Annotated in this window: 19 protein-coding genes; 11 read left to right on the top strand and 8 right to left on the bottom strand. The window is 75.1% G+C overall.

All coding sequences use genetic code 11. The features are described 5' to 3' along the window. Positions 1 to 88: 88 nt before the first annotated feature. From C8D89_RS19365 to ilvD, 4 genes are all read right to left on the bottom strand, one after another. The gene (locus tag C8D89_RS19365) at positions 89 to 1,639 is read right to left on the bottom strand and encodes a DEAD/DEAH box helicase (RefSeq protein WP_243418247.1); all 1,551 of its coding nucleotides are present in this window, start codon (positions 1,637 to 1,639) and stop codon (positions 89 to 91) included. A 180-nt stretch (positions 1,640 to 1,819) separates the two neighbouring features. After that, a complete protein-coding gene (locus C8D89_RS19360) occupies positions 1,820 to 2,563 on the bottom strand; it encodes a hypothetical protein (protein WP_116709846.1) in 744 nt (247 codons plus the stop codon). Positions 2,564 to 2,668: 105 nt separating this feature from the next. Then, positions 2,669 to 3,055, bottom strand: coding sequence for a GNAT family N-acetyltransferase (locus C8D89_RS19355; RefSeq protein ID WP_116709761.1), 387 nt, complete (start codon positions 3,053 to 3,055; stop codon positions 2,669 to 2,671). 79 nt (positions 3,056 to 3,134) lie between these two features. After that, positions 3,135 to 4,820, bottom strand: coding sequence for a dihydroxy-acid dehydratase (ilvD, locus tag C8D89_RS19350; protein WP_116709760.1), 1,686 nt, complete (start codon positions 4,818 to 4,820; stop codon positions 3,135 to 3,137). Positions 4,821 to 5,024: 204 nt separating this feature from the next. On the opposite strand from ilvD, the gene C8D89_RS19345 reads away from it, so the two are divergent. Both C8D89_RS19345 and C8D89_RS19340 read left to right on the top strand, forming a co-directional pair. Beyond that, complete coding sequence (locus tag C8D89_RS19345; protein WP_116709759.1) at positions 5,025 to 5,459, top strand: hypothetical protein; 435 nt, start codon at positions 5,025 to 5,027, stop codon at positions 5,457 to 5,459. A 112-nt stretch (positions 5,460 to 5,571) separates the two neighbouring features. Beyond that, positions 5,572 to 6,129, top strand: coding sequence for a YceI family protein (locus tag C8D89_RS19340; RefSeq protein ID WP_116709758.1), 558 nt, complete (start codon positions 5,572 to 5,574; stop codon positions 6,127 to 6,129). 66 nt (positions 6,130 to 6,195) lie between these two features. On the opposite strand, the gene C8D89_RS19335 is transcribed toward C8D89_RS19340, so the two are convergent. Then, positions 6,196 to 7,569, bottom strand: a complete 1,374-nt coding sequence (locus C8D89_RS19335; RefSeq protein ID WP_116709757.1) for a hypothetical protein — start codon at positions 7,567 to 7,569, stop codon at positions 6,196 to 6,198. Positions 7,570 to 7,685: 116 nt separating this feature from the next. After that, positions 7,686 to 8,666 (bottom strand): YihY/virulence factor BrkB family protein, encoded by a 981-nt coding sequence (locus C8D89_RS19330; protein WP_165825806.1) that lies wholly within the window; start codon positions 8,664 to 8,666, stop codon positions 7,686 to 7,688. A gap of 158 nt (positions 8,667 to 8,824) precedes the next feature. Here C8D89_RS19330 and C8D89_RS19325 point away from each other — a divergent pair, with 158 nt between their 5' ends. The 8 genes from C8D89_RS19325 to C8D89_RS19290 all read left to right on the top strand — a co-directional run bounded on the left by C8D89_RS19325 (position 8,825) and on the right by C8D89_RS19290 (position 14,673). Next, positions 8,825 to 9,319 (top strand): inorganic diphosphatase, encoded by a 495-nt coding sequence (locus C8D89_RS19325; protein WP_116709755.1) that lies wholly within the window; start codon positions 8,825 to 8,827, stop codon positions 9,317 to 9,319. A 25-nt stretch (positions 9,320 to 9,344) separates the two neighbouring features. Continuing rightward, positions 9,345 to 9,944, top strand: a complete 600-nt coding sequence (locus C8D89_RS29395; protein WP_165825805.1) for a hypothetical protein — start codon at positions 9,345 to 9,347, stop codon at positions 9,942 to 9,944. Between the two features lie 82 nt (positions 9,945 to 10,026). Then, positions 10,027 to 10,353: a putative quinol monooxygenase gene (locus tag C8D89_RS19315; protein WP_116709753.1), complete on the top strand. Its 327-nt coding sequence runs from the start codon at positions 10,027 to 10,029 to the stop codon at positions 10,351 to 10,353. Continuing rightward, on the top strand, positions 10,350 to 11,495 hold the full coding sequence (locus C8D89_RS19310) for a DUF3500 domain-containing protein (RefSeq protein ID WP_243418246.1): 1,146 nt from the start codon (positions 10,350 to 10,352) through the stop codon (positions 11,493 to 11,495). The genes C8D89_RS19315 and C8D89_RS19310 overlap by 4 nt, the downstream gene beginning before the upstream one ends. Next, on the top strand, positions 11,492 to 12,964 hold the full coding sequence (locus C8D89_RS19305; RefSeq protein WP_116709752.1) for a carboxylesterase/lipase family protein: 1,473 nt from the start codon (positions 11,492 to 11,494) through the stop codon (positions 12,962 to 12,964). The genes C8D89_RS19310 and C8D89_RS19305 overlap by 4 nt, the downstream gene beginning before the upstream one ends. 27 nt (positions 12,965 to 12,991) lie before the next feature. Further along, complete coding sequence (locus tag C8D89_RS19300) at positions 12,992 to 13,273, top strand: antitoxin (RefSeq protein ID WP_116709751.1); 282 nt, start codon at positions 12,992 to 12,994, stop codon at positions 13,271 to 13,273. Positions 13,274 to 13,365: 92 nt separating this feature from the next. Next, positions 13,366 to 14,187 carry an SDR family NAD(P)-dependent oxidoreductase gene (locus C8D89_RS19295; RefSeq protein WP_116709750.1) on the top strand — a complete coding sequence of 274 codons (822 nt, stop codon included), beginning with the start codon at positions 13,366 to 13,368 and terminating at the stop codon, positions 14,185 to 14,187. 93 nt (positions 14,188 to 14,280) lie between these two features. Continuing rightward, entirely contained in the window at positions 14,281 to 14,673 is a 393-nt protein-coding gene (locus C8D89_RS19290) for a DUF3224 domain-containing protein (protein WP_165825804.1), read from the top strand. On the opposite strand, the gene C8D89_RS19285 is transcribed toward C8D89_RS19290, so the two are convergent. Continuing rightward, the gene (locus C8D89_RS19285) at positions 14,658 to 15,524 is read right to left on the bottom strand and encodes a formate/nitrite transporter family protein (protein ID WP_116709748.1); all 867 of its coding nucleotides are present in this window, start codon (positions 15,522 to 15,524) and stop codon (positions 14,658 to 14,660) included. The two genes, C8D89_RS19290 and C8D89_RS19285, sit on opposite strands and share 16 nt — an antisense overlap. A 72-nt stretch (positions 15,525 to 15,596) precedes the next feature. Between C8D89_RS19285 and C8D89_RS19280 the strand changes: the two genes are divergently transcribed. After that, a complete protein-coding gene (locus C8D89_RS19280; RefSeq protein WP_116709747.1) occupies positions 15,597 to 16,076 on the top strand; it encodes an OsmC family protein in 480 nt (159 codons plus the stop codon). A gap of 42 nt (positions 16,077 to 16,118) precedes the next feature. Here C8D89_RS19280 and C8D89_RS19275 read toward each other — a convergent pair whose 3' ends face one another. Beyond that, complete coding sequence (locus C8D89_RS19275; protein WP_116709746.1) at positions 16,119 to 19,706, bottom strand: indolepyruvate ferredoxin oxidoreductase family protein; 3,588 nt, start codon at positions 19,704 to 19,706, stop codon at positions 16,119 to 16,121. Between the last annotated feature and the right edge of the window lie 132 nt (positions 19,707 to 19,838).

Raw genomic sequence — 19,838 nt, 5'->3', positions numbered from 1 at the left:
CGCAGGGCCCCACCCCGACGCCCGCGGGACCACCACGGTCCCGCGGGCGTCGTCGTGTCCGGGTGGGGTCAGACGGAGGTCACGTGGCTCAGCGCGCCCGGCCGCGTCCCCGCCCGCCGCCGGACCGAGCGGAGTGGGCCGCCGCCGAGTGTGTCGGTGACGTTGCCGGCCCCGACGGCGCCGTGCCCCGACCGCCCCGACCGCCGCGCCGTGGGGTGCCGCCACCGGCACCGCCGGCGCCGCCCGCCGAGCCACCCCGACGCCCGCGGCCGCCACTGCGCCCGGAGCCGCCCGACGACCCGCCGGAGCCTCCGCGGGAAGGCCCGGAACCGGCCGGCGGCTGGGGCGGGGGCTTGCGGGCGGCCGCGGCCGGCCCGTCCTCGGGCGCCACGAGCGGCGCGGGCTCCCCGACCAGCGCGGCGATCTCCCGCGCGCCCGGGCCGACCGATGCCGTCCGGGGCTTGATGCCCGCCTTGCGGGTCATCGACGCGACCTCGGCGCGCTCCGCCGGCGGCACGAGCGTCACGACGTCGCCCGACGCCCCGGCGCGCGCGGTGCGCCCCGACCGGTGGGTGTAGGCCTTGTGCTCGGCGGGCGGGTCGACGTGCACGACGAGGGCCACGTCGTCGACGTGGATGCCGCGGGCGGCGATGTCGGTGGCCACGAGCACCCGCACGTCGCCGGACGAGAAGCCGGCGAGGTTGCGGTCGCGCTGGGGCTGGCTGAGGTTGCCGTGCAGCTCCGTCGCCGGGATCCCGGCGGACGTGAGCTGGCGGGAGAGCTTGCGGGCCGCGTGCTTGGTGCGGGTGAACAGCATGCTGCGGCCCTGGCCGCCGGCGAGCTCGTGCACCACGGCGGTGCGGTCGGCGGGCTCGACGGTGAAGACGTGGTGGGTCATGTCCGGCACGGGCTCGGACGCGGTGTCGACGCTGTGGGTCACCGCGTCGTGCAGGAACTCCCGCACCAGCCGGTCGACCTCCCCGTCGAGGGTCGCGGAGAACAGCAGCCGCTGCCCGTCGTTGGGCGTGCGGCGCAGCAGCCGGCGGACCGCGGGCAGGAAGCCGAGGTCGGCCATGTGGTCGGCCTCGTCGAGCACCGACACCTCGACGCGGTCGAGGTCGACCAGCCCCTGGCCGATGAGGTCCTCGAGGCGCCCCGGGCACGCGATGAGCAGGTCGACCCCGCGGCGCAGCTCCTCGGCCTGACGGCCCTGGCCGACACCGCCGTAGACGACGGTCTGGCGCAGGCCGAGCGCCTGGGTCAGGGGCGCGAGCGCGTCGCGGACCTGGCTCGCGAGCTCGCGGGTGGGAAGCAGGACGAGGCCGCGCGGGCGCTGGGCGAGCGTGCGGCCGCCGGCCAGCCGGGTGAGCACCGGGAGGCCGAAGCCCAGGGTCTTGCCGCTGCCGGTGCGGCCGCGGCCGAGGACGTCGCGCCCGGCGAGGGCGTCGGGGACCGCGGCGGCCTGAATCGGGGTCGGCTCGGTGATGCCGCGCGTGGCCAGGACGTCGACGACGGCGTCATCGAGGCCGAGGTCGGCGAAGGTGGCGACGGTGTGGGGAGCGGGACGGGACGTGGGGGTGGGGGTGGGGGTGGGGATGTCGGGGCCTCTCCTGGGGAACGGTGTGGCCGCAAGCGCCACCCGTCCACGGGAGGGAGGGGAGTCACCGCGTCGGGCGCGGTGTGCTGACGACCCACGGGCGCCGATACGGCGCCGCGTACTCCCCCATCCTCCCAGACATGATCCGCACCCGCGTGCCGGTATCGGTGCGCTGCGGCACACCACCTCCTGCTCGACCCGCCACCGGCGGCGCGGCGCCGGTCACCAGTCGCCGAAGCCGCCCATGTCGAAGCCGCCGTCGAACCCCGGGTCCATGCCGGGATCCATGCCCGGGTCCATGCCGCCGTCGAACCCACCCATGTCGGCGGCCATCGCGTCGCCGCCGACCGCGGCGGCACCGAAGCCCGAGAACAGCGCGCCGGCCACCATCATCCCGCCGACGGCGCCCACACCGCCGAGGAGCATCGGCTTCCACCAGGGCTCGGAGTACCACCCGGCCGGGACGGGGCGTCCGCCGACCATCCCTCCCGGGTAGTAGTGGCTGTTCTGCGCGGACGGCTGGGGCGCGCCGGTGACGCGCCGGCCCTCGACGTCGACCTCCTTGGTCTCGGCGAGCTCACCGGCGCGGGCGCGCTCCGCCGAACCGGGCAGCTCGGGGCCGGGGTCCATGCCCATCGCGGTGCGCGCGGCGCGGACGTAGTAGAGGCCCTCGAGGGCCGTGTCGGTGACCAGGCGGTACTGCGGCGCCGTCGACGCCTGGTCGAGCTGGGAGCCGGCCGCGGTGTAGCGCTCGGCGGCGTCGGCGAGCGCCTGCTTCGAGGGCTCGTCGGTCCCGGTCAGGTTGAGCACCTGGCCACCCAGGCGCTCGTACCAGCGCCGGGCCTCGGCCTCGGCGTCGCCCAGCTGCTCGGACGCCGTGGTGCCCCGTCCCCGCCCGCGCGTGAGCACGAGGGCGAGCAGGCCGCCGACGACGAGCAGGATGATCAGGATCTCCACGTCTCCCAGCGTCCGCGCACTCCCTGAGACGGAGCTGTGAGACAGCTGGGCGCCGGCGCGGGAAACCGGTCGCGGCGGCACCGCCGCGACCGAGCAGCACCTCGGCCGACGCGGCTACCTCCGCCGCATGGGCACGTGCGGGATGCCGTCCTCGTCGTAGCCCGGACCGTCGACGGCGAAGCCGAGGCGCTGGTAGAACCCCTGCGCCTGCACCTGCGCCCCGAGCACGACAGGCCCGTCGATCCCTGCCAGGACCGCCCGCATCAGCGCCGCGCCGGCGCCGGTGCCGCGGTGCTCGGGGGCGGTGACGATGCGCCCGAGCCGCGTGGTGCCCCCGCCTGCGTCGAGGACCCGCAGATACGCCGCCATCTCGCCGTCCGGACCGCGCGTCCACACGTGCTCGGCGCGCGCGTCCTGGCCGTCGAGCTCCTGGTACGCGCACCCCTGCTCGACGACGAACACCCGCACGCGCAGCGCGAGCAGCTCGTAGAGCTCGCCCACCGTGAGCTCGTGGAACCGGGCCCGGGAGAGGGTGTGCGCGCTTCCCCGTGCCCCGGCACGGGAGAGCGCGCACGAGCCGTCAGGCAAAGCCCACGACCGCGCCCTCGGCCGCCGAACCGACGAGCCTCGCGTACTTGCCGAGCACGCCGGTGCGGTGCTTGAGCGGCGGGGCGGTCCAGCCCTCGGCACGTCGCGCCAGCTCGTCCGGCTCGACGAGCAGGTCGAGGGTCCGGGTGGTCAGGTCCAGGCGGACGCGGTCGCCGTCGCGCACGAACGCGATCGGGCCGCCGTGCGCGGCCTCGGGCGCCACGTGCCCGACGCACAGGCCGGTGGTACCGCCGGAGAAGCGCCCGTCGGTGAGCAGCAGGACGTCCTTGCCGAGCCCGGCGCCCTTGATCGCCCCGGTGACGGCGAGCATCTCCCGCATCCCCGGCCCGCCGCGCGGCCCCTCGTCGCGGATGACGACGACGTCGCCGGGCTGCAGGCTGTTCGACGAGACGGCGTCCATCGCGCCCTGCTCGCCCTCGAAGACACGGGCGGTGCCCTCGAACGACGACGCGTCGAAGCCCGCCGACTTGACCACGGCGCCGTCGGGGGCGAGCGAGCCGCGCAGGATCGTCAGCCCGCCGGTCGGGTGGATCGGGTCCGACAGCGGCCGCAGGATCTCCCCGTCCAGGGGCGCCGGGGCCAGCTCGTCGAGGTTCTCCGCGACGGTCCTGCCCGTGACGGTCAGCGCGTCGCCGTGCAGCAGGCCGGCGTCGAGCAGCGCCCGCATGACGACCGGGACGCCGCCGACCTTGTCGACCGTCGTCATCATGTGCCGCCCGAACGGCTTGACGTCGGCGAGGTGCGGGACGCGGTCGCCGATGCGGTTGAAGTCGTCGAGGACGAGGTCGACCTCGGCCTCGCGCGCGATGGCGAGCAGGTGCAGCACCGCGTTGGTCGACCCGCCGAACGCCATCACGACCGCGATCGCGTTCTCGAACGCCTCGCGCGTCATGACGTCGCGGGCGGTGTGACCGCGGCGCAGCATCCCGACCACGGCGTCGCCGGACGCGCGGGCGAAGCCGTCGCGGCGGCGGTCGGCGCTCGGCGGGGAGGCCGAGCCGGGCAGCGACATGCCCATCGCCTCGGCCGCGCAGGCCATGGTGTTGGCGGTGTACATGCCGCCGCACGCGCCCTCGCCCGGGCAGATGGCGCGCTCGATGCGGTCGACCTCGGCGCGGGAGATCAGGCCGCGCGCGCACGCGCCGACGGCCTCGAAGGCGTCGATGATCGACACCTCCTTGCCGTCCACCGTGCCCGGCATGATCGAGCCGGCGTAGAGGAACACCGAGGCGAGGTCGAGCCGTGCCGCAGCCATGAGCATCCCGGGCAGCGACTTGTCGCAGCCGGCGAGCGTGACCGTGCCGTCCAGGCGCTCGGCCTGGACGACCGCCTCCACCGAGTCGGCGATGATCTCGCGGCTGACCAGCGAGTAGTGCATCCCGACGTGGCCCATCGAGATGCCGTCGGAGACCGAGATCGTGCCGAACTCCATGGGGAAGCCGCCGCCGTGGTGCACGCCCTCCTTGCTGGCGGCGGCGAGCCGGTCCAGCGAGAGGTTGCACGGCGTGATCTCGTTCCACGACGAGGCGATGCCGATCTGCGGCTTGCCGAAGTCGTCGTCGGTCATCCCCACCGCGCGCAGCATCCCGCGGGCGGCGGCCCGCTCCAACCCGTCGGTGACGTCGCGGCTGCGGGGCTTGAGGTCGGCGGACTCCATGAGGTGAAGGTAACGCTTGTCCCTCCCCGGGGGCGGGGGCAGACTCGGGCGCCATGTCCGGGGAGACGCTCGAGCGGTTCTGGCCGAGCCGTCGCCCCGACGCGTTCGACGAGCTCCGTCGCCGGGTCGGTGCGCGTCCCTGAGACCTCTCACGAGGACCGGGCGCGCCCACGTGCCCCGCACGCCCGCGACCCCGGAGCCCCGATGACCACGCTCGCCCCGCCTCGCATCGTCCACCTCGACCCCGTGGACCACGGCCTCGTCGACCCCGCACGCGGCTCCCGCGCCCTCGACGCGGTGCTCGACCAGGCCCGTGCCGCGGAGGCCGACGGCGCTGCGCTGGTCGTCGTCCCCGCCGGACCCCGCGACGTCCCGGCCGGGCCCCGCTGGCCGAGCACGGCGCAGGCCCTCGCGGTGCTGCTCGCCACGACCTCGGTGCGCGTCGCGGTCGGCGTCCACCCGACGGCGTGGGACCCCGCAACCCTCGCCCGCTTCGCGCGCAGCGCCGCGGGCCTCGCCGCCGACCGGCTCGTCGTGCAGGTGCACGGTCCCGACGCCGGCACCTTCGCCACCGCCCTCGCCGCGCGCTGGCCGGGAGCGGTCGTCGTCGGCGAGGCGGGCCTCCGGACGCTCGCCTGACGACAACGCCCGCCTCGGGGCGACGCCGGTCACCGTCCCGATAGTTGACGTCTCAAGTGATAGTGCTAGGCTCTGCCTTGAAGGTTGACGCTTCAAGTCCCAGGAGGACGCCATGACCACGGAGACCACCGCCCCAGCCCTCGATCTCGCCGGCGACTACCAGCTCGACCCCGCGCACACCCGTATCGGCTTCACCGCGCGCCACGCGATGGTCACCAAGGTCCGCGGTTCCTTCGGCGAGTTCCGGGGCTCGGCCCACATCGACGAGGACCCGTCGACGTCCTCGGCCGAGATCGTCATCGCCACCAACAGCCTCACGACCGGCCAGGAGCAGCGCGACGGCCACGTCCAGGGCGACGACTTCCTCGCCGTGAACGTCTACCCCGAGATCACGTTCCGCTCGACGGCCGTGGAGCGTGACGGCGACGTCTGGCGCATCACCGGCGACCTCACCATCCGCGACGTCACGAAGCCCGTGACGGTCGACTTCGAGTTCACCGGCCTGGCCAAGGACCCGTTCGGCAACGTCCGCGCCGGCTTCGAGGGCTCGACGACGATCAACCGCAAGGACTGGGGCATCACCTTCAACGCCGCCCTGGAGACCGGTGGCGTGCTCGTCTCGGAGAAGGTCGGCCTCGAGTTCGACATCTCGGCGATCAAGCAGGCCTGAGCCGCACCGCGGTCTCGCGCCCGACACGGTCCGCGCCCCCGTCGGGGACGCGGGCCGTCGCGCGTCTCAGGCCGAATCCGACCCCTCGTCCTCGGCGCCCCCGTCGCGGGAGTCGCCGTCCGCTTCGCCGTCCGAGCCCTCGTCCGAGCCCTCGTCCGAGCCCTCGTCCGAGCCCTCGTCCGAGCCCTCGTCGGAGCCCTCGTCGCGCGATCCCTGCTCGTCGCGGCCGGCGCGGTCGCGGTCGTCGCCCCCGTCGCGGTCGCCCCCGTCGCGGTCGCCGCCGTCCTCGTCGTCGCGGTCGTCGCCGCGACCGTCGCGCTCGTCGCGCTCCCCACGGTCGTCGCGGTTCTCACGGTCGTCGCGGTCGCCGCGGCCGTCCCGGTCCCCCCGGTCGTGGGCGTACTCCCCGTCGGGGCGCCCGCCCTCGGCGCCGGGCGCGGCGCGCTCCGACCGGCTCGTGCGGACGACGGGTTCGGCCGTCACCGCGGACCGCCTCGTCTCCTGCTCGACGCGCTCGTCGCCGCCGGTCCGCACCGGAGCCGCGCGCCCCGAGGGGGTCGGCTCCGGGGCCTCGACCGTCGCGGCCGCCGGCGGGAGCGGCCGGGACGGGATCGCGGCGTCGACGCCGCCGGAGGCCACGTCGGACGCCACCGCGGTCGCGCCGTCGCCGTTCACCACGCCCGTCCCGACGCCGACCGCACCGCCCACCACCGCGGCGGCGGTGCAGGCAGCGAGGATCGAGCGCCGCGCGCGGCGGGCCGGGCCCGCCGGCGCCGCGACGGGGCGGCGGACCCCGATCCGTGCCGAGTCACCGACCAGGCCGCGACGCAGCCGGTCGAGCCCGTCATCGTCCACCGGCCCGCGGACCAGGGCGCGCACGGCGTCGAGGACCTCACCGGAGGGTTCGATCGCCTCGTCGGAACGGCCGGTGACGACGCCGGTCGCGACGCGCGCGAAGGCGGTGACGTCGTCGTCGGGGGTGGCGCCGGCGGCGGGGACGCCGCCGTGCCCGGCCCAGCGGGGGCCGTGCTGGGGATCGAGGAGCACGGCGTCCGCGGCCACCGCGCCGTGCACCACCCCCAGGTCGTGCAGGCGTCCCAGGCCGACGGCGAGGCGGCCGACCAGCAGCGTCGTGGGCCACGGGTCCCAGGGACCCGCCGCCCGGTCGAGGCTGCCGGCGCGGGCGAGCGTGAGGACGGTGAAGGGCCCGTCATCGCCGTCAGGAGCGCCGTCGAGGACCTGGACGGCCTGGTCGGTCCCGAGCCGTTCCCGCAGGAGCCCGTCGCGCCGCCATCGCTCCGGTCCGTCGGCACCGGGGAAGGACTTGATCGCCACGTCACGCTGCAGGAGCAGGTCGTGGGCCCGGTGGACCCGGCTCGCCGTGCCCCCGAGCAGGGCGTCGAGCCGGTAGCGGGGGCCGATGGGCGACGGTTGCGGCACACGTACTCCTCGACGGCGAGGCGGGTTGGGGACGCCGCGCTGGTGCAGCGAGCGCGAACGACGGGCGATCGCGACGGACGCGTGTACCACCGCTGGCCCCGTGTCACACGCGTCCCCTATCGTGATTCGTCCTCGGTGAAGGTGACGTCGACCGACTGGAAGTCCTTCTGCCGTTCGGACTCCGCGTAGGCGGCGTAGGCCTGGTGGTCGGCGGCCGTGGTGTCGCGATCGTCGGGGTACATGCTCAGCAGGCTGCGGGGGTGCAGCCGCAGGGCCAGCACGGCGTCCAGCTCGGCGCAGAGCACGAACACCAGCGCGGCGAGGTAGAGCCAGCCGAGCAGTCCGAGCACGATGCCGAACAGCCCGTACATCGCGCTCGCGCCCTGCAGCCGGGTGCCGACGAGCCACGTACCGATCGAGAGCAGCACCTGCCAGGTGATCCCGGCCGCGACGGCCGCGACCCACCGGTCGCGCAGGCGGTTCGGCCGGGCCGTCAGCAGGTGGTACGCCAGGAGGAAGAGGCCGACGTTGACCACCGTGCCGGCGACCGTCACCGCACCACGGGTGATCGCGCCCAGCCCGGTGATCGCGCCGGCCGTCGTCCCGATCGCCGACAGCCCCGCGGTGAGCAGGATCCCGGCGCCGACGAGCAGCACGATGAGCACGCCCTTGCCGTAGGCGGCACCGATGCCGGCGCGCTCGGCCTTGGGCACGGCCCACACCTCGTCGAGCGCGTGCTGCGCGGCGTGCGTGACCCCGAGCGCGCCGTAGACCGCGACGACGACACCGACGACGAGGCCGGTGACGCTCCCGCCCAGGCTGTGGACGTTGTCCCGGATCTGGTCGCCGATCACCGGCACGTTGCGCAGCGCCGAGGACACGACGGCCTGCTGGGCGACGGGGTCGTCGTGCAGGAGGAAGCCGAGCACCGTCACCCCGAGCAGCAGCAGCGGGAACAACGAGATGAAGCCGTAGTAGGCGAGCAGGGCGGCGAGATAGGTGCCCTGGTCGTCGAGGAACTTGTAGATCACCGCGACGGGCACGGCCGCCCAGCGGTGCCGGCGCTGGAAGGCGTCCACACGTCCGGTCAGACCCACCGCGCCACCTCCGCCCGACCTCGTCGCAGAACGGGTACCCCGTCGGCGCCGGTCCCCAGCGGACCAGCCGGTTCGGGCGGACGGGCCGGTCTGGCCGGGGCCGGCGGGGACCGCCACACTGGCGCCCCGACACGATCGGTCAGCGGGAGGAGCCGCGGGTGGAGTTCGACGTGCTGGTCGAGGTGCCGCAGGGCAGCCGCAACAAGTACGAGATGGACCATGAGACCGGGCGGTTGCGCCTGGATCGGACGCTGTTCACCGCGACGCGGTACCCGGCCGACTACGGCTACATCGAGAACACGCTGGGCCAGGACGGGGATCCCCTCGACGCGCTCGTCCTCGTCCAGCAGCCGACCTTCCCGGGATGCCTGGTGCGCAGCCGCGCGATCGGCATGTTCCGGATGACCGACGAGGCCGGCGGCGACGACAAGGTGCTCTGCGTCCCGAGCGACGATCCGCGCCTGGAGCACCTGCGCGACATCCACCACCTCGACGAGTACCACCGCATGGAGATCCAGCACTTCTTCGAGGTCTACAAGGCCCTCGAACCGGACAAGACGGTCGAGGGCCACTCGTGGGTGGGCCGGGCCGACGCGGAGAAGGAGGTCAAGGCCTCCCTCGAGCGCGCCGAGAAGGAGGGCTACACCACGTGACCCGGCCCCCGGCGGGAGCGCGCGGATGACCGAGCCCCCGGACCCGCCGCCGAGGATCGCGACCATGCGCACCATCGGCATGGTCTGGGTCGTCGTCGGCGTCCTGGCGATCCTGGTCGGCGTGGTGGGCACCGTGGCCGCCGTGGTGATCTTCGGTGTGTTGGCCGTCGCGCTCGGGGCGGGCATCGTCGGGCTCCAGAACCTCCGGGCGAAGTCGGCGATCCGGGCGTCGCGGACGCTGACCAACGCGCCCGCGCCGCCCGCCGACCCGCCGCCGACCACACCCGGCCCACCGCGGGGGGTCTCCAACGGGCCGACACCGGGCCCCCCGTCGGGCTCGGATCCCGACGAGGGCTCGCGCACCGTCGACGGCGGCGACGCACCGGAGGCCGACGTGGGGTCCCCGGAGGCCTCCGGTTCTGCCTCCGGCTCCGGCGCGGGCTCCGGCGCGGGCTCCGGCTCGGCCTCGGGCTCGGGCTCGGGCACGGGCACGGGCTCGGGCTCGGGCGGGAGCGAGGACGACGGGCAGGGCGTCGAGAGCCGACCGTCGTCGACCTCCGAGGAGGACGACGGCACCGGCTCACCGGTCGACGAGGACCGGACCCCGGGCGAACGGAGCGGCTGACGCCCGAGGCGCCCGAGGCGTGCCCGTCCGGAGCGGCGGGTAGTGCACGACCAGAAGTGCCGTCGACCCCGCTGGAGGCACCGTGGCCACCCCGACCGACGACGACCGCAGCCTGCTGACCGTCATCGCCCACATGAAGGCGCTACCCGGCAAGGAACAGGAGCTGCGGGAGGCGCTGGAGTCGCTCGTCGAACCGACGCTGGCCGAGGACGGCTGCGTCAACTACGACCTGCACCAGGGCAAGGACGATCCGTCCTGGTTCTTCTTCTACGAGAACTGGACGGGTGCGGACAAGCTGCAGGCGCACCTGGCCAACGACCACCTCGTGAAGTTCGCCGGCCGACTCGACGAGTTCCTCGTCGGGGGTGCCGACGGCCTCGTGATCACCCAGCTGCAGCGGATCAAGTGAGCACACCCTCGCCGTCGACCGTCGCCGCGGACATGGCCGCGGCGGCGGTGGCGTGGCGCGACACCCTCGACGACGAGCAGCGCGACCAGGGCGTCTGGGACTGGCCGGGGTCGAAGGCCGCCGAGGCCGAGCGGGTGCGCTGGTACTACACGCCCACCGACCACGGCGGGCTGACCATGCACGAGCAGCTGCCGCACCAGCAGCGCGCGGCGATGCGGCTGCTGTCCACCGGGCTCTCCGAGGCGGCCTACGTGACGGCCTCGACGATCATGGGCCTGGAGAACGTCCTCGACCGCACGGAGGGCTTCGCCGCCCTCTTCGGCCGCGACCGGGGCCGCGACCCGGGCATGTACTACCTGAGGGTCTTCGGCGACCCGGAGGGCGACCGTCCGTGGGGCTGGCGCTTCGGCGGGCACCACGTGTCGGTGAACCACGTGGTCGTCGACGGGCGGGTGGCGGCGGGCAGCCCGTGCTTCCTCGGGGCCGACCCCATGGTCTCGCCGCTGCTCGGCGGGCAGGAGCTGCGCCCGCTCGGCGGCATCGAGGACGCCGCGCGCGACCTCGTGCGCGCCCTCGACCGCGAGCAGCGGGCCAAGGCGATCCTCACCGGCACCGCGCCCGCCGACATCATCGGCGCCAACCGGGTCGAGGTCTCCGCCGGCGACCGCCTCATCCCGCTGCCCGACCTGTGGCGCGGGCACTTCGACGACCAGGTCCTCGAGGACCGGCTGTGGGCGATGCACGACGGCCTGGAGGCCCAGCTCGGCGTCACCGAGGAGGACCGCCGCGCCACCGAGATCACCGCGGTGCCGCGCGGGATCGCCGGCGCCGACCTCTCCGCCACGCAGCGCGACCAGCTGCGCGCCGTGCTCGAGACCTACGTGGCGCGGATGCCGCCCGGGCTGGTGGAGGGCGAGCGGGCGCGGTTCGCCGGCGACGCCGTCGACCTCGTGCACTTCGCCTGGGCCGGCGGCCTGGAACGCGGCCAGCCGCACTACTACCGGCTCCAGGGTCCTGCGCTGCTCGCGGAGTGGGACAACACCCAGCGCGGGGTCAACCACGCGCACTCCGTGTGGCGCTCTCCCGGCCGCGACTTCGGCCTCGACCTGCTCGGCGAGCACCTGCGCGAGCACCACGCGTGAGCCCGCCCCCCGCCGGTCCGACCGCCGACCCCACCGTCACCCTCGGTGAGGGCACGCTGCGAGGGCGGCGGCGTCGGGGCTCGGGCGGGGAGGTGGCCGAGTTCCTCGGCATCCGCTACGCCACCGCCGCGCGCTTCGCCGCGCCGCAGCCGGTGGCGCCGTGGACCGGTGTGCGGGACGCGGTCGAGCGCGGCCCCGTCAGCCCGCAGCTCCCGGCGCGGGTCGCGCCGGTCACCGGGCCGTCCCCGGACGACAGGTCCGGCACGGCCCGCCAGGACGAGGACTGCCTGCGCGTCGACGTGCGCGCACCGGCCGCGGCGCTGACCGACGGCGTGCCCCGGCCGGTCCTGGTCTGGCTGCACGGCGGCGCCTACGTCATCGGGTCGGCGACGACGTCCTGGTACGACACGTCGCGCCTCGTCGCGGAGGGCGACGTCGTGACGGTCAGCGTCGGCTACCGGCTCGGGATCCTGGGCTGGCTCGCCGCGCCCGGGGTGTCCGACGGCAACCTGGGGCTGCTCGACCAGCTCGCCGCGCTGCGGTGGGTGCACGAGCACGGGGCGGCATTCGGTGGTGACCCGGACCAGGTCACGCTCATGGGCCACTCGGCCGGAGCGCACTCGATCGCCTGCCTCATGACCGTGCCCGAGGCGCGGCCGCTGTTCCGGCGGGTGATCCTGCAGAGCGGCCAGCTCGGGCTCGGCCTCTCGTCGCCGGACCGGGCCGCGCGGGTCGCCCGCTACGTCGCCGAGGGGCTCGACGGCGCCGACCCGCGCACCGCGGACGTCGCGGCCCTGCTGGCCGCCCAGCGGCACGCGATGATCCGGGCCGCGGGGCCGGGCGGGCTCGACTCCTCGCCCGCCTTCGCGCCCACCGACGGCGTCCCGCCGCTGTCGCCGGGCGTGAGCTGGACCGACGCGGCGGCGGCGGGTCACGACGTGCTCGTAGGATCGACCGCCGACGAGGCCGAGACGTTCGCGCGGATCAGCCCCGTGCTGTGGGGTCTGCGGCGGCTGCCGGTGCTGGGGCGGGTCACGTCGGCGGGCGTCAACGTCGCCACGCGACGGGTGTTCGGGGCGCCGGCCGAGCGGTTCGCGGACGACGCGGCCCGGAGCGGGGCACGGACCCACAGCTACCGCTTCGCCTGGCGGGCGCCGGCATCGCGGCTCGGCGCGTGCCACTGCATCGAGCTGCCGTTCCTGTTCGGCGCCCGCGACGCGTGGGAGGGCGCGCCGATGCTCGGCGGCGCGGACTGGGACGTCGACGTCGAGCCGCTGGGCGCCGTGCTGCGCGGGGCGTGGCTGCAGTTCGTGCGCACCGGGAACCCGTGGACGGACGCCCTGCCCTGGCCGCCGCACTCGCCCGGCCGCGGGCCGACGGTGGTGCTGGACCGGGAGACGGAGCGCCGCGGAGCCCGATCCCCGGACGCCCGCACCGTGTCCACGCCCCGGAACGGGCACACTCGATGACGACCCCACCCCCGAGGAGGAACAACGATGCCCCTGATGCGCAGGGTCGCGGCGCTCGGTGCCGCCGTCGCCGCCGCACGGCGCTACGCGCGGCAGAACCCCGAGAAGGTCAACCAGTACGCCGACCAGGCCGCCGCGTTCGTCGACAGCCGCACCGGCGGGCGCTACCGCAAGCAGATCGACTCGGCGCTGCGCCAGGTCCGCAAGCAGACCAGCGTCCCGGGCCGCACCGTGCCGTTCCCGGAACCGCAGTACTACGGCCCCCAGTCGGCGACGCGCTACCCGAGCCAGCGCACCGACCGGCCCTGACGACGTGACGCCGGACCCGGCAGCGGGCACTCCGACGGCCATGGGACCGAACCACCGTGGCCGTCGCGGCCCGCTGCCGGTGCGCTGCTGACGTGGCCCCCGTCGTCCTGATCACCGGCGCGACCGACGGCCTCGGTCGCGCCCTCGCCCACGACCTCGCCGGGCGCGGCTGCGACGTGCTCGTCCACGGCCGCGACCCCGACCGGCTCGCGGCCACCGTCGAGGAGATCCGCGCTGCCTCGGGCCGCGACGTCGGGTCGTACCGCGCCGACCTGGCCGAGCTGGCGCAGGTCCGCGACCTCGCCGACCGTGTCGCCGCCGACCACCCGCGCCTGCACGTGCTGGTCAACAACGCCGGGGTCGGCGCCGAGGTGCCCGGCGGGCCCGAGCGGCAGGAGAGCGTCGACGGCCACGAGCTGCGGTTCGCGGTCAACTACCTCGCCGGACACCCGCTGACCCGGCGGCTGCTGCCGGCGCTGCAGGAGGCCGGCTCGTCCGCGGACGGGCCGGCCCGCGTCGTCATGGTGTCCTCGGCCGGGCAGACGGCGATCGACTTCGACGACGTCATGCTCCGCCGCGGCTACTCGGGCTGGCGGGCGTACACCCAGAGCAAGCTCGCCCAGATCCTCGACGCGTTCGACCTCGCCGAGGAGCTCGACCCCCGCATCATCACCGCGACGGCCCTGCACCCGGCGACGTACATGCCGACGAAGATCGTGCCCTCGCCGATCAGCACGCTCGCCGAGGGCGTGGCGGCCACCGCGCGGTTGGCCGTCGACCCCGAGCTCGCCGGGGTGACGGGGCGCTACTACAACGGCGTGCGCGAGGCCGAGCCCGACCCGCAGGCCCGTGACCGCGACGCCCGGGCCCGACTGCGGGCCCTGGCCGAGGAACTTTGCGCTCCGCGCTCGTGAGCGCTTTCCCGGGTCTGGGCACGGGAAGGCGCGCACAATCGCGCAGCGCAAAGCTGACACGAGGTGTCAGCCGGGGCTCGCCAGGATGACGCCGTGACGCACCTCGAGAGCCCGTTCCGCATCGACGGCTGGGACGCCGCCGACACCGACCCGCTGGCCGACCCCGACGGCGCCGGCCCGGCCACCGGCCGCGCCGTCGTCCGCAAGACCTACACCGGCGACCTCGCGGCCACGTCCGTCGCCGACCTGCTCACCTGCCAGGGCGAGGACGGCGCCGCGTACCTGGCGTCCGAACGGATCGTCGGAGAGCTGGGCGGGCGGCGCGGGTCGTTCGTCCTGCAGCACGGCGCGGCGGGCGGGGCCGGGGCGGAGCCGCAGCAGTGGGCGTTCGTGGTGCCCGGCTCGGGCACGGGCGAGCTCGCGGGCCTGCGCGGCACCGGGGTGCTGGCGCACGAGCGGATCACCCTCGACTACGAGCTGGGCTGACGTGCCCCGTCGCCCGGGCCGTCGTGGTGCGGCCCGGGCGCCGAGCGCCACTCCTGGAGGCGCTCGCTGCTGCGGAGCAGGCGCAGCGCCGTGGTGATCCCCAGCCCGCCGACGGCGTTGCCGAGCACCGTCCAGGCGAAGAAGACGATCCAGTTGCCGTAGCCGTACGCCCCGCCGGCGTGGATCCCGCCGAAGATGAAGAGTGTGTCGAGCACCGAGTGGTACATCGACAGGCCCGCGACGAGGAAGGCCACGGCGATCGAGGCCACGACCTTCGCGACGTCGTTGTCGGTGCCGTTGCGCATGCGGGTGAGCAGGGTCATGGCCACGCCGGCGATCACTGCGAGCAGGAAGGTCGACAGGCTCAGGGACGAGGTCGCGAACGTGGCGCCGTTCTTGACCGCGGTGGACCGCAGGGCCGGGAACGCGGTGACCACCGCCCACATCGTGGCCCACCCGCCGATGAGGTTGCCGAGCAGCGTGAGCGCCCAGAACCGTGCCAGCCGGCCGTACGTGGCCTCCTTGGCGGCGACCACGGCCACCGGCACGAGGAAGCCCTCGGTGAACAGCTCGCTGTTGCCCAGCAGCAGGGCGATGAAGCCCACCGAGAACGCGAGGCCCGCGAGCAGCTTCGACCCCGTCGCCTGCTCCACGGCGAGGAAGGCCAGCACGCCGAGCGCGATCTCGACGCCGGCGATCGTCCCGCTCGCGAGCAGCTCGGTTGGGGTGCGATAGAGCCGCGGGCGCCCCGTCTGCACCACCTGGTCGAACGTGCGCTCCACCTCGTGCTCGCGGATCGCGTCGTGGCGGCCCTGGGAGTCGCGGGAGGCGGTGTCCTCGTCAGCGCTCATGGGGCTCCGGTCTGCCCGATCCGGGCCTCCGGCGACACCTGCTCGCCGGGGACTTCCCTAGGGTGCGACGCCGTGGCGTTCTCCGAGGACCCCGACGGCACCCACCGGTACCGCGCGACGTGCACCTGGTCGGGCTCGACCGGTGCCGGCTACGACGCCTACGGGCGGGCCCACCGTGTCGAGGCGCCGCCGGCCACGGCCGCGCTGGAGCTGTCCAACGACCCGTCGCTGGGCGGCGACGCCTCGCGCCTCGACCCCGAGCAGCTCGTGCTCGCCGCGGCGTCGTCGTGCCAGCTGCTGTCCTTCCTGGCGATCGCGGCGCGGGCGCGGATCGACGTGACCGCCTACCGGGACGACGCCGAGGCGGTGATGTCGCACGACGAGGGTCCGGCGCGGATCGCGGCGATCGCGCTCCGCCCGCGGATCACCGTCGCGCCGGGCCCGGGCGTGCCCCGCGTCGAGCGCCTCGTCGACCTCGCCCACCGCGAGTGCTACGTCGCGAACAGCCTCGCCACCCCGGTGACCGTGGAGCCCGTGGTCACCTTTGCCTGACGGCCTGTGAGTGCTTGTCCGTGCCCTGGCACGGACAAGCACTCACGAGCGCGGAGCGCAAAGTTCGGCCAGTCGGGCGCGGTAGCGGGCGACGTTGTCGAGCTTGATCTGCTCATAGCCGCGCACCACGTCGGGCAGCGCCGCGATCTCCACCGCGCGGTCGGTGTCGCCACTGTCCTCCATCGCCAGCAGCGTCGGCACCAGGTCGACGTACTCGCGCACGAGCTCCCGCTCCACGCGCCGCACCTCGGCGACGCCGAACGGATCGAGGCGGGTGCCGCGCAGCCGGCGCATCGCCCGCAGGGTGCGGTAGCCCGGCCGGAACCAGCGGCCCAGCGTGATCTTGCGCTGCATGCCCATCGCCCGGAGCACCGGCGGGTGCAGCTTCCACGCGTAGCGGGCGCCGTCGCCGAACTGCGCGCGCACCGACGCCTCGAGCGCCGGGTCGAGCGACAGCCGCGCCACCTCGTACTCGTCCTTGTAGGCCATGAGCTTGTACAGCCCGGTGGCGATCGCCTCGGCCAGGCGTGGGTCGGCGTCCACGGTGCCGGCCACGACCGAGGCGTACCGCCGCGCGTAGGCGGCGTCCTGGTAGGCGATGAGCTCGGGCACCCGCACGCCGACCAGCCGCTCGAGCTCGCTTCCCGCCGGCGCCCCGATCGACGCGACGATCTCCGCGGCCTCGGCCGCGCCGCGCGCCGACAGTCCCGGCACCCCGGTGTCGGGCGCCGTGCCGGTGGCCGCGCCGACGGCGGCCGCGAAGGCCTCCGGGTCGGCGACGGCCTGGCGTCCGCGGCGGAACGCCTGGAGGTTCTTCTCCACCGCCGCGCCGTTGAGGGTGAACGCCTCCTCGATCGCGGACGCCGGCAGCGGCAGCGCGCCCGTCTGGAACGCGGCGCCGAGGAGCAGGGTCAGCGCGAACTGGTCGTCGCCGACGAACGCCTCCGCCAGCGCGCGGGCGTCGAGGACCACGCCGACGTCGCGGCGCACCCGCTCGGTGATCCGCGCCAGCACCGCGTCGGGGTCGGGGAAGGACACCGAGGGGTCGACCACCATCGCCCCGGTCGGCACCTTCGCCGACGACACCGCGGCCACCGTGCGCCACGGCGATGCGGTCGCGAGGTTGGCCGGCTCGGCGGCCACGAGAAGGTCGGCGCCGAGGTAGAGGTCGCACTCGCCCTCGGCCGCCCGGCCCGCGGCCTCGTGCGCCGTCCGGCTGACCTTGACGTCGGAGACGACCGCGCCGCCCTTCTGCGCCAGCCCGGTCTGGTCGAGCCCGCGCACGTGCCGTCCGGCGACGAGCCCGGCCGTGGCCAGGACCTGCGACACGGTCGTCACGCCCGTCCCGCCGATGCCGGCGAGGCGCACGGTGAACTCCTCGGTGTCCACCACCGCGGGCGGCATCGGGAGGTCGTCGGCGCCTAGCGGGGCGGGCTCGGGGGAGCGAGGGGCGCCCTGGCTGCGCCCTGCGGAGCGGGGGCGTCCCTCGCTGCCACCGACGGCGGGCTCGACCGTCAGGAACGCCGGGCAGTCGCCGTCGAGGCAGGAGTAGTCCTTGTTGCACGACGCCTGGTGGATGCGGGTCTTGCGCCCGAACTCGGTCTCGACCGGCGTCACCGACAGGCAGTTCGACGTCTGCCCGCAGTCGCCGCAGCCCTCGCAGACGCGCTCGTTGATCATCACGCGGGTGCTCGGGTCGGCGAGCGTGCCGCGCTTGCGCTTGCGACGCTTCTGCGCCGCGCACTCCTGGTCGTGGATGAGCACGGTGACGCCCGGGGTGTCGGCGAGGACCCGCTGGGCCTCCTCGTAGCGCGACCGGTCCCACACCTCGACGCCCGCGGCGAGCCGCACACGTCGATAGCGCGACCGGTCCTCGGTCGTCATGATGATCCGGGACACGCCTTCGGCGGCCAGCGAGCGCGTCAGCGCCGGCATCGGCAGCGCGCCCACGGCGTCCTGCCCGCCGGTCATCGCCGCCGCGCCGTTGTGCAGCAGGCGGAACGTCATGTGCGAGCCGGCCGCGACGGCCGCCCGGATCGCCAGCGAGCCGGAGTGGTGGAACGTGCCGTCGCCCATGTTCTGGACGAAATGATCGGCCTCGACGAACGGCGCCATGCCGAACCAGTGCGCGCCCTCGCCGCCCATCTGGGTCAGGCCGGTGACCTCACCGACCTGCTCCTCGGGCATCAGCAGCACCATCGTGTGGCAGCCGATGCCCGCGCCGACGAGCGAGCCGTCGGGGATCGCGGTGGTCGAGGTGTTGTGCGGGCAGCCCGAGCAGTAGAACGGCGTGCGGTGCGCGCCCTCCACAGGGGTGAGCGACAGCTCGATCCGGCTGCGGCGGGCCTTCTCGTCGCGCCAGGCCGTCACCGACGGGAACTCCCCGTGCGCCAGCAGCCGCGGGGCCAGCCGGCGGGCGACGACGTCCGGGTCGAGGTCGCCGGCCTCGGGGAACATCGTCGCGCCGTCCGGGCCCCGCTTGCCGTGCACCGCGGGAGCGCCGGGCCGCCCGTACAGCTGCTCCTTGACCTGGGTCTCGAGGAAGGCCCGCTTCTCCTCGACGACGACGATCTCGTCGAGCCCGTCGGCGAAGCGGTCGACGACGCCGGGCTCGAGCGGCCAGGGCATGCCGACGCGCAGCAGGCGCACCCCGCGGCGCGCGAGCTCCCGGTCGTCGAGCCCCAGGGTCTCGAGGGCCTGGCGGAGGTCGAGCCAGCTCTTGCCCGCGGCCATGATGCCGAGGCGCGCGGGGCCGTGGCCGACGATCCGGTCGAGGCCGTTGGCCGCGGCGTAGCGGCGGGCGAGCTCGAGGCGGGCGCGGTAGAGGTCGCGTTCGATCGGCCCGAGGGCGGGCTGCAGCAGCGTCGCCGAGGGCGTGTGGACGTAGGGGCGGCCGTCGATGGTGGTGTCGGGGACCACGGGGATCAGCCGGTCGGGGTGGACGTCGACGGTGCCCGAGCCGTCGGCGACGGCGGTGACGAGCTTGAGCGCGGTCCACAGCCCGCTGACCCGCGACAGCGCGACGGCGTGGCGCCCGAGGTCGAGGACGTCCTGCGCGTCGGCGGGGTAGAGCACCGGCACCGCCATGTCGGCGAGCGCCGCCTCCGAGCCGCTCGGCACGCTCGACGACTTCGCCGCCGGGTCGTCGCCCACGAAGGCGACGGCGCCGCCGCGCGGGTGGGTGCCGGTGAGGTTGGCGTGGCGCAGCGCGTCGGTGGCGCGGTCGAGGCCGGGGGCCTTGCCGTACCAGTAGCCGACGACGCCGTCGCGCGTCAGCCCGCCGGTGGCCGCCGCGAGCTGCGTGCCCTCGACGGCGGTCAGCGCGATCTCCTCGTTGAGCCCGGGCGCGAAGACGACGTCGTGCTCGGCGAGCAGGTCGCGGTGGCGGGCGAGCTCGAGGTCGTAGCCGGCGAGCGGCGAGCCCTCGTAGCCGGAGACGTACCCACCCGTGCGGAGGCCGGCGGCGAGGTCGGCGCGGTGCTGGTCGAGGGGCAGGCGGACGAGGGCCTGCACGCCGGTCAGGTGCACGCGACCGCTGGTGAGCGCGTAGCGGTCGCGCAGGCTGGTGGCCCGGCGCGGCTCGTCGGGCTGCGGACGGTCGAACGCGGGCGGGCGGACGTCGACGGTCATGGGACCTCCTCGGCGGGCCGGCCGACCGCGGGGGTGGTGTCGGACGACCGGTACGCGCGTGCATCGCGGTGCCGATGAAGGTAGGGAGTTACTCGCCAGTGGTCTATGGTTGTGCTCGCCTACTGGGCCAGT

It is taken from the genome of Actinomycetospora cinnamomea (genome assembly GCF_003096675.1).
Classification (GTDB): Bacteria; Actinomycetota; Actinomycetes; order Mycobacteriales; family Pseudonocardiaceae; genus Actinomycetospora; species Actinomycetospora cinnamomea.
The sequence above is the reverse complement of the archived record's forward strand: the minus strand, read 5'-3'. Positions and strand labels throughout refer to the sequence as shown.

Bases quoted from the DNA above. Each gene is read 5' to 3' on its own strand.
- ilvD (WP_116709760.1), bottom strand. From the start codon at position 4,820: ATGGAGTCCGCCGACCTCAAGCCCCGCAGCCGCGACGTCACCGACGGG.
- C8D89_RS19345 (WP_116709759.1), top strand. From the start codon at position 5,025: ATGACCACGCTCGCCCCGCCTCGCATCGTCCACCTCGACCCCGTGGAC.
- C8D89_RS19285 (WP_116709748.1), bottom strand. From the start codon at position 15,524: ATGAGCGCTGACGAGGACACCGCCTCCCGCGACTCCCAGGGCCGCCAC.
- C8D89_RS19275 (WP_116709746.1), bottom strand. From the start codon at position 19,706: ATGACCGTCGACGTCCGCCCGCCCGCGTTCGACCGTCCGCAGCCCGAC.
- C8D89_RS29395 (WP_165825805.1), top strand. From the start codon at position 9,345: ATGACCGAGCCCCCGGACCCGCCGCCGAGGATCGCGACCATGCGCACC.
- C8D89_RS19300 (WP_116709751.1), top strand. From the start codon at position 12,992: ATGCCCCTGATGCGCAGGGTCGCGGCGCTCGGTGCCGCCGTCGCCGCC.
- C8D89_RS19340 (WP_116709758.1), top strand. From the start codon at position 5,572: ATGACCACGGAGACCACCGCCCCAGCCCTCGATCTCGCCGGCGACTAC.